The 15,142-nt window shown below is 66.6% G+C and carries 10 protein-coding genes; 7 read left to right on the forward strand and 3 right to left on the reverse strand.

Going from position 1 to position 15,142, the window contains the following annotated elements:
* The 3 genes from ITJ40_RS16085 to ITJ40_RS16095 all read left to right on the forward strand — a co-directional run.
* On the forward strand, nucleotides 1-1,623 hold a 1,623-nt coding region (locus ITJ40_RS16085; protein WP_228512729.1), incomplete at its 5' end, for an LPXTG cell wall anchor domain-containing protein.
* 116 nt (nucleotides 1,624-1,739) lie between these two features.
* The gene (locus ITJ40_RS16090; protein WP_194668037.1) at nucleotides 1,740-2,213 is read left to right on the forward strand and encodes a hypothetical protein; all 474 of its coding nucleotides are present in this window, start codon (nucleotides 1,740-1,742) and stop codon (nucleotides 2,211-2,213) included.
* A gap of 694 nt (nucleotides 2,214-2,907) precedes the next feature.
* Entirely contained in the window at nucleotides 2,908-4,449 is a 1,542-nt protein-coding gene (locus ITJ40_RS16095) for a LuxR family transcriptional regulator (protein WP_194668038.1), read from the forward strand.
* A gap of 50 nt (nucleotides 4,450-4,499) precedes the next feature.
* Here the strand turns inward: ITJ40_RS16095 and ITJ40_RS16100 are convergent, their stop codons facing one another.
* Both ITJ40_RS16100 and ITJ40_RS16105 read right to left on the reverse strand, forming a co-directional pair.
* Nucleotides 4,500-4,961 (reverse strand): hypothetical protein, encoded by a 462-nt coding sequence (locus ITJ40_RS16100; protein ID WP_194668039.1) that lies wholly within the window; start codon nucleotides 4,959-4,961, stop codon nucleotides 4,500-4,502.
* Nucleotides 4,962-5,541: 580 nt separating this feature from the next.
* A complete protein-coding gene (locus ITJ40_RS16105; RefSeq protein ID WP_194668040.1) occupies nucleotides 5,542-8,079 on the reverse strand; it encodes a bifunctional lysylphosphatidylglycerol flippase/synthetase MprF in 2,538 nt (845 codons plus the stop codon).
* 597 nt (nucleotides 8,080-8,676) lie between these two features.
* On the opposite strand from ITJ40_RS16105, the gene ITJ40_RS16110 reads away from it, so the two are divergent.
* Nucleotides 8,677-9,201, forward strand: coding sequence for a PadR family transcriptional regulator (locus ITJ40_RS16110; protein ID WP_194668041.1), 525 nt, complete (start codon nucleotides 8,677-8,679; stop codon nucleotides 9,199-9,201).
* 398 nt (nucleotides 9,202-9,599) lie between these two features.
* On the opposite strand, the gene ITJ40_RS16115 is transcribed toward ITJ40_RS16110, so the two are convergent.
* Nucleotides 9,600-10,094, reverse strand: a complete 495-nt coding sequence (locus ITJ40_RS16115) for a MarR family winged helix-turn-helix transcriptional regulator (protein WP_194668042.1) — start codon at nucleotides 10,092-10,094, stop codon at nucleotides 9,600-9,602.
* A gap of 1,201 nt (nucleotides 10,095-11,295) precedes the next feature.
* On the opposite strand from ITJ40_RS16115, the gene ITJ40_RS16120 reads away from it, so the two are divergent.
* From ITJ40_RS16120 to ITJ40_RS16130, 3 genes are all read left to right on the forward strand, one after another.
* Nucleotides 11,296-12,276, forward strand: a complete 981-nt coding sequence (locus ITJ40_RS16120) for a serine protease (RefSeq protein WP_194668043.1) — start codon at nucleotides 11,296-11,298, stop codon at nucleotides 12,274-12,276.
* Nucleotides 12,277-13,273: 997 nt separating this feature from the next.
* On the forward strand, nucleotides 13,274-13,483 hold the full coding sequence (locus ITJ40_RS16125) for a hypothetical protein (RefSeq protein ID WP_228512731.1): 210 nt from the start codon (nucleotides 13,274-13,276) through the stop codon (nucleotides 13,481-13,483).
* A 165-nt stretch (nucleotides 13,484-13,648) separates the two neighbouring features.
* The gene (locus ITJ40_RS16130; protein WP_228512733.1) at nucleotides 13,649-14,839 is read left to right on the forward strand and encodes an MFS transporter; all 1,191 of its coding nucleotides are present in this window, start codon (nucleotides 13,649-13,651) and stop codon (nucleotides 14,837-14,839) included.
* Nucleotides 14,840-15,142 lie beyond the last annotated feature (303 nt).

Consider the following 15,142-nt stretch of genomic DNA (forward strand, 5'->3'; position numbering starts at 1 on the left):
GGTGCGGGGACTCCTCCGGGAGACACTCCGGTGGTGGTGACGCCTCCGTCGGATGTGACGGTCCCGATCGATCCGGCTCCGGGTCTGACGATGGTGAAGTCCGCTAACCCGACCACGGTGTCGAAGGTGGGTGATACGATCACGTATTCGTTCTTGTTCACGAATACGGGTAACACGACGTTGACGAACATCACGGTGAACGAGACGGAGTTCTCGGGCACGGGTACTCCGTCGGCTGTGGATTATCCGACGCGTACGTTGGCGCCGGGTGAGTCGACGACGGCGACGGCGACGTATGTGGTGACGCAGGCGGATGTCGATGCGGGCAAGGTCGATAACTCGGCGACGGGTGCGGGGACTCCTCCGGGGGACACTCCGGTGGTGGTGACGCCTCCGTCGGATGTGACGGTCCCGATCGATCCGGCACCGGGTCTGACGATGGTGAAGTCGGCGAACCCGACGGCGGTGTCGAAGGTGGGTGACACGATCACGTATTCGTTCTTGTTCACGAATACGGGTAACACGACGTTGACGAACATCACGGTGAATGAGACGGCGTTCTCGGGAACGGGTACTCCGTCGGCTGTGGCTTATCCGACGCGTACGTTGGCGCCGGGTGAGTCGACGACGGCGACGGCGACGTATGTGGTGACGCAGGCGGATGTCGATGCGGGCAAGGTCGACAACTCGGCCACGGGTGCGGGGACTCCTCCGGGGGACACTCCGGTGGTGGTGACGCCTCCGTCGGATGTGACGGTCCCGATCGAACCGGCACCGGCCATCACGGTGGTCAAGTCCGCGTCGCCCAACGACGCAGCCTCCTTCACGGTCGGTCAGAAGATCACGTACTCCTTCGTCATCACGAACACGGGGAACACGACCCTCATGAACGTGACCGTCAACGAGACCGAGTTCTCGGGCTCGGGTGAGCTGTCCGAGATCTCGTACCCGACGCGCACGTTGGCGCCGGGTGAGCAGACGACGGCGACGGCGACCTACACGCTGACGCAGGCGGACATCGATGCCGGCAAGGTCACGAACACGGCGACCTCCACGGGCACCCCGCCCGGGAACACCCCGCCGCCGACCTCGCCCCCGTCGACCGTCGAGTTCCCCGGCGACCCGGCACCGAGCTTGACCACGGTCAAGACCGCTGACCGCGAGCAGGTGACGGCTGCAGGGCAGGTCATCACGTACTCGTTCCTCATCACGAACACCGGCAACGTGACCCTCACCAACGTGACGGTCGACGAGGGCGAGTTCTCGGGAACGGGCACCCTGTCCGAGATCTCCTACCCGACGCGGACCCTCGCGCCCGGGGAGAAGACCATCGCCACGGCCACCTACACGGTGACGGCCGCGGACCTGCTCAATGGGACCCTGACGAACACCGCGAGCTCGTCGGCGACGCCCCCGAACGGGCCCACCATCGAGTCGCCGCCGTCGACCGTCCAGGTGGGCGTACCGCCCATCCCGGTCGTGCCGGTTGTCCCGACGGTGCCGGGTGTGCTCGCCTTCACGGGATCGGAGGGAACGGCCGGCATCCTCGCCGGTGGTCTGCTCCTGCTGCTCCTCGGGGGCGTGCTGATGGTGGTTCGTCGACGTCGTCAGGACGCCTCCTGACACCAGCAGACTTCAGCCCGGTCATGATCACGGGCTGAGGATGCAAACGGGCGGCGGCCTCTCTCGTTCTCCAGAGATGTCGCCGCCCGCGCTCTCCGCCCGAAAGGAAGCAGCACATGGTCAAGCCGAAGTCGCGATACGTCCTCATCGTCGCCCTGGCGATCCCGATCCTCGTCGCGGGTTGCACGAGTCTCGTCGTGCCGGACGCCGATGACGCGGTGCTCACCCCCACGGCTCAGGCGTCGCCGGTGTTCCCCGCAGAAGGGCTCCCCGATGGAGCGACGGGTGCGAAGGCCGTGCCCTACGACGTGCCCAATGACGCGGAAGCGAGGAAGAGCACGAGCGTGACCGGGTGCGTCCGGATCAACGGGGGATGGGCGATGACCGGCACCATGTCGAACGCCTCGTCCAAGGACGCATCCTTCGATGTCACCGTCTTCTTCTCCACCCCGCAGGCGACCGTCCTCGCCACCGGGAAGACGACGGTCGACGCCCCCTCGCAGGAGACGACGGAGTGGCGCGTAGAGGCCTCCTTCGATGCTCCGCAGGACGTCCGCTGCGTCCTCCGCGGTGTCGGCGTGGCGGATTGAGAGACTGCCATGACCTGTCACGGCGGACGCAGATCTCCCCCTCGAACATCTCCCTCGGAGTGGCAGGCCGATCGCCGCCGCGCGCGGGGGAGCCGGACCTGGTCGAGCTCTCGACCAGGCAAGTGCGCGCCGAGAGACGACTCGGGCTCGGCGCGGGCTCGAGCCGGGGTTGCCGACCCGGTCGGTGCGGGGCGCTTGGGGAGCGCCCCGCACTGCGAGGCGATGCCCTGTCTCCCGGGTGCCGTGCCGCAAAGGACGCGAGTGCCGACGAAAGGACGCGATGTGTTTGGACCCAAAGCATAAATCGCATTCGCTTCTCGAGCCCGGCATTTCCCCACTTACGGGTCACAATGGCACGTAGTACGAGTATGAGGCGGGTATTAGGCGGGGATGATTTGAGGGGCCAAGCGGCCATGTGATTATGTCCTCGCGGCCGTTACGGTATGCTGCGGGTTCGGATGGTTGTTCTTATAGATCGAGGGGCGACGGCCCCACGAAGGCCGTTCTCCTCGGCTGGCATGCAGTTTCGTGAATGGTTCGAGTGAGGCATCTCTGTTGATGATTTGAATGGCTTCGATGTCGAGTGCCTGTTCGGAATATCCAGGCGGTGACCGCCTCACGCGAGACCACGGTCCGAGGAGCGAGAAGAGTGATTGAGACAAGCGAATCGCCAGGGTCCAGCGGGTCCGGACGCATGACATCGGGTGAGACCGCGCCGATCACCGTGGGGGCGTCGTGGCAGGCGGCAGCGGCGGAGGGCCGCTGGACGGACCTCGAGGCGCTGGTCGACGAACGCCTCTTCACGGATCTGCTCCTCGACCAGGCGGCCGTAGGGCAGGCCCTGCAGTCGCTGCCCGAGGAGAGGTTGCGCAGCAACCCTCGATACATGTTCGCCCGCGACATCGCGGATGCGCGGGGGAGGCCCCTCGCGATGCTCACGAGCGCCGGCACGCACGCCTACGTCCGATGGGTGGGGGCACAGGACAACCCGTCGACCAGGGACGTCCTCGCTGTGCTCTGCGCGCAGATCCAGGACCTGAACGTCCTCGGCCGCTTCGCGGAGTCGGCGAGGTTCGTGGACGAGATCTGCGAGATGGTCGACCAAGCGGAAGACCGTGCGGGGTTCGCGGACTTCCTGCCGCAGGTCTTCATCCTCTGCGGGGTGTCGAAGCTCCTCGCCGGTCACCGGCACGAAGCGGCGGCCCTCTTCGAGGAAGGGCACCGCTGGAGCCGTGACTGGGGCTGGCACCCAGCCGGCGAGCACCTGCGCAACTACATCGCGCTCGCGCAGGCGCTGTGCCACGACTACGTACGGGCCGGCGATGTGATCACGGCGTGGGCGGGGAGCCGTCCCGCCGAGCCGGGCGTGCTTGCGGACGTCTACGCGAGCGCCGGGATCCTCGCCCGTGGGCTGATCGCCGTGGGAGCCGTAGACCTGGTCTCCCTCGATGTGGTCCTCACCGACATCGACGACCGCATCCTGCAGAGCCCCCTGTGGTGGATCGCCGTGCATCTCGCCGCGCAGCGGGCGCTTCTCGGCGGTGACGCCCGCGCCGGCGCACGTGAACTGGAGAAGGAGCTCGCTGCGCACAGATCGCTCTCGCGTCCGTCATCGATGGCGGGCGAACAGCTGCGGGCGGATCTGGCGGACCTCTACCAGGCAGCAGGTGATCTCGCTGCGGCGCAGGATGTGCTCGGCACACCGGGTCTCGCCGCTCACACCGGACCCATGGTGGACCCGCTCATCCGGCTGGACATCCTTCGCGGTGATCAGCCAAGGGCGGAGCGGCAGCTCGACGAGGCTCTTCAGAGGCGGGGGCCGCGCGCGCCCACATACCCGTCATGGGAGGTCCTGCAGTCGGCCATCGCGCACATGACCCTGACCGTGGATCCGGTGGCGGAGGACAGCGAGATCGCGCAGTTGGAGGCTCTGGCGAAGAGGACGGGCGCGCTCAACGCGCTCATCAACGCCCCGGCCTCCGTCCGCGACGAGCTCTCCCGGCGTCTCGACCTGCCGCGCCTCGCCACGGAGATCTTCCCGGTCCCCACGGTGATCCAACTGACGCGTCGTGAACGCGAGGTGCTGGAAGCCCTGCATCGGTTCGCCAACGCGGGCGACATCGCTGCCGCGCTGCACATCTCCCGCAACACGGCCAAGACGCACCTGGCGTCCGTCTACCGCAAGCTCGGGGTCCATACGCGCCACCAGGCCCTGAAGTTCGCTGCCAAGCTGTGATGCGGACTACGCGATCGCGAGATCACGCGGTCCCGTCTCTCGTCGTCTGATCAGCTGCCCACGGCCGGATCGATGAGGACCCGCATGGGAAGCCGGACTGCGAGCTCCTGGTCGACGAAGATGGCCCACGAGTAGCCACCACTGCGGTCGATGCGGAGATTGTTGATCGTGAACGTGATCGGATAGGTCTGATCGTCGCCGGCGCTCAGCAGGGCGTGGCGTCCGGTGACGAAGCGCTGCCCGATCTGGATGATGGGTTCCGGCCCGTGTGCGCCGGCTTGCGTGCCGATGGGCATCGCCTCGCCGTCCTCCGTCTCGAGGCGCAGCCCGACATCGTGTTCGATCTCCGTGTCGTTCCACCCGACGTGCACGATGACGCCGATCGCAACGCGCGGCTGGATCATCGGCAGCGTCGATGCGGTGATCGTGTCCCAACCGGCGCCCAGCACGTACAGCTTCCCGTTCGCCGCGTCTGCGGAGTCCGCGATGAAGGCCGTGATCCTCAATGTCATCGCGTCACCTTTCCAATTGTCGCAGGGGCATGACCGAGAATTCTCTCGGTCATGGGCATTTGCGATTCGCAGCCTCCTTTGTATCACCCGACACCGCTGCGTGCGCCCGGCTCATACCAATATCACCCTGGCCTCATCGTGAATTCCGCGCCCGATTGGCTCGCGGGCGTGGTGATGTTGCCGCAACTCGATGGCGGCCGATTCTCCGAGCGCCGCTCGCTCAGGTCCCCGCCCGCAATGTCGTCCGGTCTCGGATCGACGGCGAGGCCGCGTACGCGCCCGTCAACGCTCCTGGTGCGCCGCGCATGCCGGTCGGTTCCGACACCCCACGATCTGCGCGGGTCACGGCTGCGTGTCACGGCTGGCGCTAGCGGATCGTCCATGTCTGATCCTCATGGTGAGCCCGGCGCTGATTGCCATGAGAGTGACGGCGCACGGTGTGGGCAGGGAAGGGAGGAACCATCGGACGAGGAGCTGAGTCGTGAGCACGAGCGATCCAGCGGCAGCTGCGGGGGCGGGCCGGGATCGAGGGTCCCGGTCGCGTTCCCCGCCAATGCCGCGAGCCGCGAGATGTCGTGCTTCACGATCTCGCCGGCTGTGACGAGCCGAGATCGCGGACCAGGCGTGCGGCGCCGCGCAGCGTGAGTTGCGGCATGTAGGACCGGGTGATGGCGAGACCTGCGACGGGGAGGGCCGTGGCGTCCGGGTACATCAACCAGCGCGGCTCGAAGTCGGGCTGGAACTTGCGCTTGAACGCCAGCAGGGAACGGAAGCCATACGCCGGCTCGAGGGCCTTTCCGAGTGCGTCCAGGAGTCGGACGACGCTGCTGGTCTCCTCCTCCGGGTTCTGGCTGCGGGCGAGTGGTGCCCCAGAGAGGCTCATGAGCCCTATTCCGTCGGCCTTCATCCTCTCCAGAGCGGCTCCGATGACGAACTCGGTGATGCCGGGCATCGCACCGGACGCCCGCCTCATGAAGTCCAGCGTGTATCCGTCGACGCCCTCCGCGCCGTAGTGGGGGAGCCAGCTCGTGACCGCCTGCAGCTGATCCTGCTCGTCGATCGCGAGCATCAAGCGCACGGCGGGATCGGTGAGCTCGTCGAGCCCTCCCAGCGTGAAGCCCATCTCGGGGAGCTCCTTCTCGCTGACCCAGGCTTCGGACAGGGCGGTCAACTGGCTGCGCATCCTGAGGTTCAGCTCCGACCAGGAAGTCCACGTCGCGCGGATGTTGGCGCGGTTGGCGCGGTTCGTCGCGGTGCGTATGTCCTGTCTCTTCTTGCCGGCAGGAGTCCAGTCGGCGGGCGTGAGCAGCGCCTCCTCCGCGACCTGCAGCGCACGCCAGTCGTACTGCTCGAGCCTCAACCGGATGTCGTCATCCACGCTGTAGAAGAGCGGCGTCCAGCCGCCATCCCCGCAATGCCGGACGAAGTCCTCGATCAGACCGGGCCGTTGATGGTCCGGCCCGAACGGGCCGCCGAGGGTGACCACGGTGCTGCCGACCCGCCGATAGGCGATGGCGGCGTCGGCGTCGGGAGCGAACCAGTAGGCATTGCCGCTCCACGTGGTCATGAAGGACAGGGTGTCGCCACCCCCCTGCTCCAAGAGGGCCCGCGCACGCGATCGACCCGTCGCTCCGGCGGCTTCGCCCCGATCGACGACGAGGCGCGCGGTCGCCCATAGCACGGCACCCCAGAAGACGATGGGCGCCAAGTACCAGGTGACCAGCTGGGCCGCCCCGTCCGGCACGAACGTGAGGGGGAACAGACCCTGGAGTCCGGAAGGGACGAGCCGTAGCGGGAGCGAGGCGAGGATGTCGAGGAGAGAGGGACGCGGGGTCAGCTGATCCCGCCCGGCGAACTGGATGAGCCCGACGAGGCACAGCGTACCCACCGCCGCGAACATCACGATCGCGAGGGAACGGCGTATCGACGCTCGCGTGACCGTCATCCGGAAGTGTCTCCGGAGAGCGATGAGCATCAGCGTATTCCCGAGGGGGAGGAGGAGGGTGGCGAAGGCACCAAGGTAATTTCTTACGTCTGTTTCGGTTCTGGGCAACAGAAGTGCCGAAATGGCTGCTGCGGGCAGGAAGCTCGCGAAGATGAGCAGGTTCAAGGCCACCGCGATGTACAGGGCCTCGCGCCGTCCGCGGGCCATGCCCCATGAGGCCAGGAGGAGCACGCTCACGGGCATCAGGCCGGTGAGGCCGATGAACGGGATCACCGGCTGAAGGTCACCGCCGGTGTAGGGGCACTCGGCCGCCGCGGGAGCCATGTACCCGCAGACATGCCCCCGGAAGGTCGAGAGCTGGTCGTCTGCGAATTGTCCATAGACCCCAAGCAGCCCGCTGTCGTTGCCCAACAGCGTCGCGATGACGGGACCGACGGCGCTGACGACACCGACGAGCGCGAGTAGAAGACGCGTCTCATGGTGCGAGCTGCGGATCAACTGCACCCCCGCGCGCTTGCCCCCCAACAGGAAGCCGAGCGCGAGTCCGACGGGAACGGAGACGAGGGCGAAGAGGTCGTTGGCCGTCCCGGAATAGAGGAACAGCATGAGGGACAAACCGGTCGCGAGCACGCGGATCCTCCGACGCCAGAGGGGTCCTGCGAACGCGCTGGCCGTGACGACCGTGCAGAGGACGGCGATCGAGGGAGAGAGCATGGTCACCGACGGCGCGACTCCGAGGAGGTCCTTGAGCTGGTTCTCCTCGAACGACCCCACGGTGTTGCCGACGACCGATACGCACATCCCGCCTCCGAAGTAGGCGACGACCGTCAGCCGGCTCCCGAGGAGCCGCTCGACCCCACTGATGGCGATCATGATGAGGGGGAGGGTGTAGAGGAGAGAGAGGATGTCGCCCACTGCCAGCATCGAGGCCAGGGCCCCCCACCAGTGGGGCTCCTCGAATATCTGCTTCTGGCTGCCCTCGAGCGGGTCGATCGCGAGTTCCGAATGCGGCAGGATATAGGCCACGAGGCTCACGATGGTCGTCACGACGCAGATGATCGTGGTCGTGGGGCGTGCGCGGGCGCGCAGAGCGATTTGCCGCATCCGCCTCGTCCACATCTCCCGGGAGAGCAGGCGGTGGACGGGAGGGGCCGCGGCAACGGGGGCGGTCATGCGGATTCCTTTGTGAAGTCGAGTCGGCCCCGGGAAGATTCGATGCTGGCCGCCGCGGTGGGTACTGCCACGGCGGCGGATGTGATCAGGATCACGCCACAAGGGTCCGGCATGGATCGCCGGGTCCGGCGGTGGAGAGTTCCTCGCGCGAGGGGAAGCGCCGTCGGGGTGGCGGAGAAGTCGGCTTCGCGCCCAGCCCGCGCCTCATCGGCGGCGCACGCGCTGCACATCACGACCGGGATCCTGAGGGCCACGGATCCGACCTCCGGGGAGCAGAAAGGCATTCCTGGTGCCGCCCCTTGCTGGCGCGCGGTGGGCCCACCGACGACGCTGCGTGCGTCACGGTGCGTCCGCCTCGGGCAGGACAGCTGGGGGAGGAGGACCGCGGAGTGGTGCATGGGCGCGTCCTTCCGGGATCGAGGCTGCGCGGGGCAAGTTTTGGTCGGGTGTATACACCCTGAGTATACGACGCGGTGGAGGACGCCCGGATCGGCATCCGCGAGCGGCGACGCTTTACGGACACGGGTCGTACTGATGCCACATCGGGGTGATGCAGAGGTTTATACACTCGGCGAATACTCTGACTAACATCAGTCTGTGGACACGACGATGACGATGCTCGGCCTCGTGGCGTCGGCCCCGAGCCATGGCTATGACCTCAAACGGAGCTACGACCGCCTGTTCGGGATCGGGCGACCCGTAGCCTTCGGGCAGGTGTACGCGGCGCTCTCGCGGCTCCTTCGCGATGACTTGGTTCGGATCAGCGGAGAAGAACCGGGCCTGGGGCCGGAGCGCAAGCGCTACGAGATCACCGCATCGGGCCGGGACCGCGTCCGGGAGTGGATGTTCACGTCAGATCCCCCGACCCCGGGTCTGCAGAGCAACCTCTACGCGAAGACGCTCATCGGCCTCCTGCTGCACGACGACGTCCCGCGGCTCCTCGACCTCCAACGTGGGCAGCACCTCGATCGCATGCGCGAGCTCACCCGGCGCAAGAGCGAGGGCGACCTGGCGACGGCCCTGTTCTGCGACCACGCGCTGTTCCGCATCGAAGCCGATCTGCGCTTCATGCAAGTGGCGACCGAGCGAATGACCGAATTGCAGGAGTCGCTCGTGACGTGAGCCTCATCGACTCTCCGAGTGGAGGTGCCTCGGCGCCATCCCGAGCGTGGACGCCGTCGCCCCTGTGAGGGGATCCGCCCGTCCACGGAAGCGATTTCCCTCCCCGCCGTGAGCGCCGTCATCACCTGAACGTGTCGCTCATCGAGGCACTGGGCCCTTGCTCCAGGTGCTCACGCGCGAGCCGGTGACTCACTGGGGGCGATCCTGCATTGTCATGGCGCTGTGAGCAGACGGCTCCAGGGCGATAAGCGATGCGACCGACCCTCGTGCCGCTGGGCAACGCCGCGTCGAGGGCGGGGAGGGATCGGCGGTGCCGGGACGCGTGGCGATACGTGCGCGCCTCCCGGATGATCCGGATCTGGCACGGAGCGGGACGGAGCCGCGCAGCGGCTTTCGCCTCACCTCAGATCATCGACGCCCCTCAACCGTTCGAGGGCGGCGGCCAGCGCTCCGACATCTTGGATCTCCCTGCCACTGGGGCCCTCCAAAGCGCGCTGCACCCACGCGACACGGGCTCGAGCAGCTCTGGCCAGCGATTCGCGGCCTGCGGGCCCCAAGGTCAACATCGAACCGATCCCGTCGGGCGTCTCGACGACGAAGTCCTGATGCAGCAGGGAAGCCAGCCCGGGGACCACGGAGGCGCGTGCGGTCCGGGTGTCTCTCATCAAATCGGAACGAGTCACTGCTGTGCTTCGGGCGATCGTGTTCAAGAACGCGACCTGCAGCCCGGTCAGCGGTTCCCAGACGGGAATGAGAGCGACATTGATGTCGTCTGCGAGTGACGCGATGACTTCAGCCAGACGTGCGGAGTCGACGTCATCGAACCCGATGCGGTCATGTCGCAGAGGTGCCGCAAGGGGTGCATCATCGCCAGGCGTGCGGTCGTCGCGCATTCAGGTCCCCTGCTCGGTTGCACACCAAACCAGGGATTCGGTGCGTTGACAGGACCGTCCACGGTGGCTGGGCAGACGATCTTCTTTTTCAGAATAGGGCACAAGTCCCCGCCGCGTGTCATCGTGCGAGACACGTGCGGTGTGGTCGCCTCGTCGACGGGGTACAGGCGCAGGCGCGGGTGACGCACGTGCCGCTCGTTCGCGTGCTGAGCGGTTCGCCCTCTGCGTCCTGGGAAAGGCACCGGCGCCGTGACAAGCGGGGCCCATGCCCGATGGGCCATCGTGCATCCTCGGTGCCTCATGCGCACTGCGTCCATGGGGCGCAGATGGGTCGTGTGGACGAGCGTCCTCGAGATCCGCCTTCCGCACGGGGTCCGCGCGCGCGACGGAATGGGGGCGCCGGCTGGGGGTGGCGGGGCCCGCGTCGGCATGTACGAGTGTGGCGCTCCATCCGCGCTCGGCTTCTCCTTGACGCTGAACGTGCCTCGCCAGCGGATCGGGCCGATCATCAGCCCTGAGGACTCCATGCCCAGTGATCGCCGCGAAGTCACATCGCCCGCACGGGGGGGGGGGGGCATATGCCCTCGACGCGCACCACGGCGGGCCCCGGACCTCTAGCGGAGCAGCCGCACTAGGAATTGGAGCGGTGCTCCTCGACTACGCGAGCGGCGCTCGCCCAGCCGTCGAGTGGCGGCGGCGGCCCTTCTCGGTGGGTTCCTCCAGCAGGGTCCGCTGCCTGGCGGCGTGCTCCTCAACGAGGCCGATCTCGTCGCCCCCACCTCGAGCGCGAACGCGATGGTCTCTTCGCGGCTCTCTTCGAGGAGCTCGCCGACGAGCATACGGCACGTCCGGGCGGGTGGCCGGGAAGGCATTTCGCAACAGCAGACGTCACTCACGTGGGCCACGGATCACGGTTCACTTCGTGCACTGCATGCGCATCATGGTCGATGATCGCTCGAGAGGTGCCCGGTTCTCGGGTCGTTCCTCTCACCGCCGGAAAGTCTGCCCGATAGCTGCGTCTGTGTCTGGGTTCCACTCCCCTGTCCACACTGGACTGCACAACTTCTAGTTGTTCATAAGTCACGCGCCTCTTGAATCATCTGCACAATGATCAAAACGGAGGGCGACACGCGTGTCTCATAGCCACTAACGCGGTCATCCACTCTAAGAACACAACATTCATCAAGTATTTAGGGAAAAAATGAAAAAAGTAGACCCAAGGCGCAGGCATACGGCGTTTATGGTGGCCCTATTTGTCGGAATTGGGCTGGCCCTGGCGTGCGGACCGCAAAACGCCGGTAGTGAAAGTGCGCGAGCTGCAAGCCCGGCCTCGCAGTCGGAAGGCGGCGCTTCGGAAACGGGCAAAAGCTTTTCGGATGCAGATGCCGCAGAATCTGAAGGCTACTGGACGCCGGACAGGATGGCGGCTGCAGCGCCCGCTGATGGGGCGTCGGCTTTGCCCCAAAGTCAGAGTCCGTTGCTTGACGCCAACGCAGCCACGAGCGCCTTCGAGCCCGTCTATTGGATCGGACGACTTTATTACACCGCGGGCGGGAAAGATTATGGGTGTACTGCGTCGTCTATCAAGTCAGACTCGAAGCTAGTCATGGCAACCGCCGGACATTGCCTGTATCACAATGGCGAATTCAGTACCAATCTGCGCTTCATCCCTGCGTGGGATGGGGCCAACAAGCCACTTTTGACATGGGGCGCAAACGAGTACCAGGTCCCGCGAGAATGGCGATACCGGGAAGATCGGGAGCATGATGCCGGATTCGTGCAGCTAAAGCCTCAGCGATCCTGGGACGGCTCCAAGCAATACCTGGCCGATGAGGCGGGCGCGGCAGCTACTAATTTTGGCCTTGCAAAGGCGGGATTGCATTACGAAGCATATGGCTACAAGCGGGTATCGGGGTTGACATCGCATCCTCTTTTGACCTGTTCGGGAGATGGTTATCGCCGTGTTGCGCAGTCTACGCTCCTCAGCTTAAATGACTGCGCAATGGTAGGCGGTGGCTCCGGTGGGCCGATCTATCACGAATCAGGAAAGGGAGTCAAGGGCACGCAGGTAGGGGTCGTGAGTTCCGTGGTCCCTCGGGGGGAGCATTCCATAATGACGTTTGCGCCGTGGGGAGACATCGAATACCAGGTATTCCGGACCGTGGATACCTGGGGGCGATAAGGGTTCGCTCATCTAAGTAATCGACGCGTGTCGACGTGGCGGTGCTCTGATATCGACTAGAGCACCGCCACGCCCGGCATCTGCACGCGCAAGTGGCCACAATGGTGGACGTGGTGAGGTGCCGCTCGATCGGAGCTAGTCGTCTGTCCTGGTCCGTCGCTGCGGACGCGCGGCCGTCGTGTCGAGCGTCGGACCTCGCGCGAGGGCCGGCATCGGTAGAATCGGCAGCGAAACGGGTCAGCCGGCCCGGCCCACCGCCATGATGTGCTTGCGTGCAGCGTGAAGGGTGAGCACAGAATGGCATCGTGGGGCACGTGTCCCAACTCGTCGATGGCGCCTGGCACACCGGACCGGTCTCCAGTACGACCATGTCGGGGCTGATGGGCACCTGCGAAACCGTGTCCGGGGAGACGCCGGTTGCGTTTGCCATGTCACGCATCGTCGCGCGTCTCGTATGGGTCATATGTTCGGCATGGTGCGGGACCCGGGTCGAACCGACACCGTGGATGCAGCCCTATCGCGTGAGCGACGCGTCGAGGCGACGGTCCGAATGGCGACTCCGTGCAGTTGGCGTCAGCCGCCGGTCAATGCGAAGTCGGCCCGAGCGCGCGCCGTCCGTGGGGAAGATGACGACCTCCCGCTTCCGTCCACGTGCTCTACGCAGCGGGACTGGTCGCGGTATTAACGCTTGGTCTAGCCGCTCCGGCATAAGCGCAATGGGGTCAACAACCAACCAGCTACTGCGCCTCGTCCATTGGGTGCTATATGTCTCACGGCCGCGCCGTGCACACGACATACGGACCCCGGTTGACACAACGCGAAAAAGACTTGCAGCTTCGATGCAATCTGCGTAAGGCCGGGACTGCCTTTGCTGGCGCCGGGGGTATCATGTCCCTCAACTGGCCCGCGATCATCGGAGCTGCCTTCAACGGCGGGGAAGCGCTCCAGGGGGTCTGCAAAGAGTTCTGGAATGCAACATCGAGATTTAGGAACTGACATGAACTTCAAAATGCTGGTTCAGATACTGATTGGAGTGGTCGGCGTCGGTCTCATCGGGCTGTCGTGGCCTCATGGGGCGGTGAGCGATGCCTCCACCTGGTGGGGCGTAGCAGGGGGAGTCCTCATCGTGATCGGTGCTGTCCTCGCCATCATTCGCACGCGCCCGGCCACGAACGTCGCACGCGACACACGGGATGAGCAGCTCTAGGGGCAACTAGCCCCGACGAGTCGTGCACTGTGGCGGGTGGCCTTCGGATTTCCCGCCACGGACCGTTAACGCGCGCGTCCGTCGGAGGGCATGAGATTCGTGGACGAAGGCAATCGCTTCGCGATGACGCTACAGTTCCCGAGCATGACGACCAGGGCGACCAGCATGCATCAGACCGGGCCGTTGTTCTCGCGCCGGTTTCTGTCGAGCGTCACGCTCGCGAGCGGCGCCGGCCAGGTCGTGGACTTCGCCCTGCCCCTGTTCGCCGGCGCCGTCCTCGGGCTCACGGCCACGCAGACCGGCGCCCTGCTGGCCGCGGGACTCGCGACATCGTTCCTGCTCCGCCCGCTCGGCGGCGTCGCTGCGGACCGGTACGACCGGACCACGATCGCCGCGGCGTCCGCCCTCGTGCTGGGCGCCGGCTACGCGCTCGTGGCCACCGGCGACTCCTTGCCCGTCGTCCTCGCCGGGGCGCTCGTCTCCCGGGCCGGTGGCGCGTTCCTATGGGTCGCGCTGCGCGCGACCGCGGGCGCCCGCCACGGGACGGATGCTCGGGCGTTCTCCGGGCTCATGTCGGCCGAGGAGCTCGGGTCGTGGGTCGTCCTCGCGCCGGCGATCGGCCTCCTCGCGGTGGCCGGCTACGCGCCGACCTTCGCTGCGGCAGCGGCGTGTGCGTTCGTCGCCGGGCTGCTGCTCGCCTCGAATAGGTGTCGGGCGTCGACGCCGGGGAGTGGCGACGTCGACGCCGTTCGAGCGGCGTCGCGCGCCGGGGCCGTCGTGTGCGAGCTCGCGCGCAGGCTGGGGCCCCTCCTGGCCGTGGTGACGGTCATCGGGATAGCGGAGGCCGCGGTCGGATTGCTCCTGGTCTTGCACCTACAGCGCGAACTCGGCCTCGAGCCCCTGGCCATCGCGTGGGTGTCGATCCCTGGTGGGATCGCTTTCGCGGTCGCACCGCCTCACCTGCATCGGCTCACCGTCCGGTACGGGCGTACGTCCGTCCTCGTTGCCGCGACCATCGCCGGTGCCGCTTTCGCCAGCGGGCTCGCGCTCGCTCGGGATCCCGTGACGATCGCCGTCCTCTGGATCCTGTCGGCGCTCGCGCTGGCAGCGATCCTGCCGATCGAGCAGACCGCCATCACCCAGGCCGCCGGCCCTGCCCGCATCGGGCGCGCGCTGGGCCTCTACGAGGCCACCACGCTCCTCGCGTCAGCCCTCGGCAGCCTCGCCGCCGGGCTCCTCTACGCCGCCGTGCCCTGGGCGGCCGCGTGCGGGGCGTCGGCGGCCGTGATCCTCGCCGGCGGGCTCCTGCTCCCATCGGCCATCCGCCGACTGGCACCGGCGTCGGCCGCCGGCTGACCCACCGACGAGGAGAGGGCCGACCCGTACCGGGTCGGCCCTCTCATTCGTCGCGCTCGTGCTAATGCGATGAAAGCAGTAACGCCCCAGGTAATGAGAACTACCCGGGGCGCTACTGATTTTTACCTGGGGCTGGACTTGGTGTCCGGTCCCGGGTGAGGTACGGACTTGGTGTCCGTGCCTCGTTGTGGTTGGCCAGGGAGTGGACTTGGTGTCTGTTCCCTGGCTGGGGCTGGACTTGGTGTCCGGTCCCGGGTGAGGTACGGACTTGGTGTCCGTGCCTCGTTGTGGTTGGCCAGGGAG

It is taken from the genome of Clavibacter sp. VKM Ac-2872 (assembly GCF_015351105.1).
GTDB lineage: Bacteria > Actinomycetota > Actinomycetes > Actinomycetales > Microbacteriaceae > Clavibacter.

Bases quoted from the DNA above. Each gene is read 5' to 3' on its own strand.
- ITJ40_RS16130 (WP_228512733.1), top strand. From the start codon at position 13,649: ATGCATCAGACCGGGCCGTTGTTCTCGCGCCGGTTTCTGTCGAGCGTC.
- ITJ40_RS16105 (WP_194668040.1), bottom strand. From the start codon at position 8,079: ATGACCGCCCCCGTTGCCGCGGCCCCTCCCGTCCACCGCCTGCTCTCC.
- ITJ40_RS16115 (WP_194668042.1), bottom strand. From the start codon at position 10,094: ATGCGCGACGACCGCACGCCTGGCGATGATGCACCCCTTGCGGCACCT.
- ITJ40_RS16100 (WP_194668039.1), bottom strand. From the start codon at position 4,961: ATGACATTGAGGATCACGGCCTTCATCGCGGACTCCGCAGACGCGGCG.
- ITJ40_RS16120 (WP_194668043.1), top strand. From the start codon at position 11,296: ATGAAAAAAGTAGACCCAAGGCGCAGGCATACGGCGTTTATGGTGGCC.
- ITJ40_RS16095 (WP_194668038.1), top strand. From the start codon at position 2,908: ATGACATCGGGTGAGACCGCGCCGATCACCGTGGGGGCGTCGTGGCAG.
- ITJ40_RS16125 (WP_228512731.1), top strand. From the start codon at position 13,274: ATGAACTTCAAAATGCTGGTTCAGATACTGATTGGAGTGGTCGGCGTC.
- ITJ40_RS16090 (WP_194668037.1), top strand. From the start codon at position 1,740: ATGGTCAAGCCGAAGTCGCGATACGTCCTCATCGTCGCCCTGGCGATC.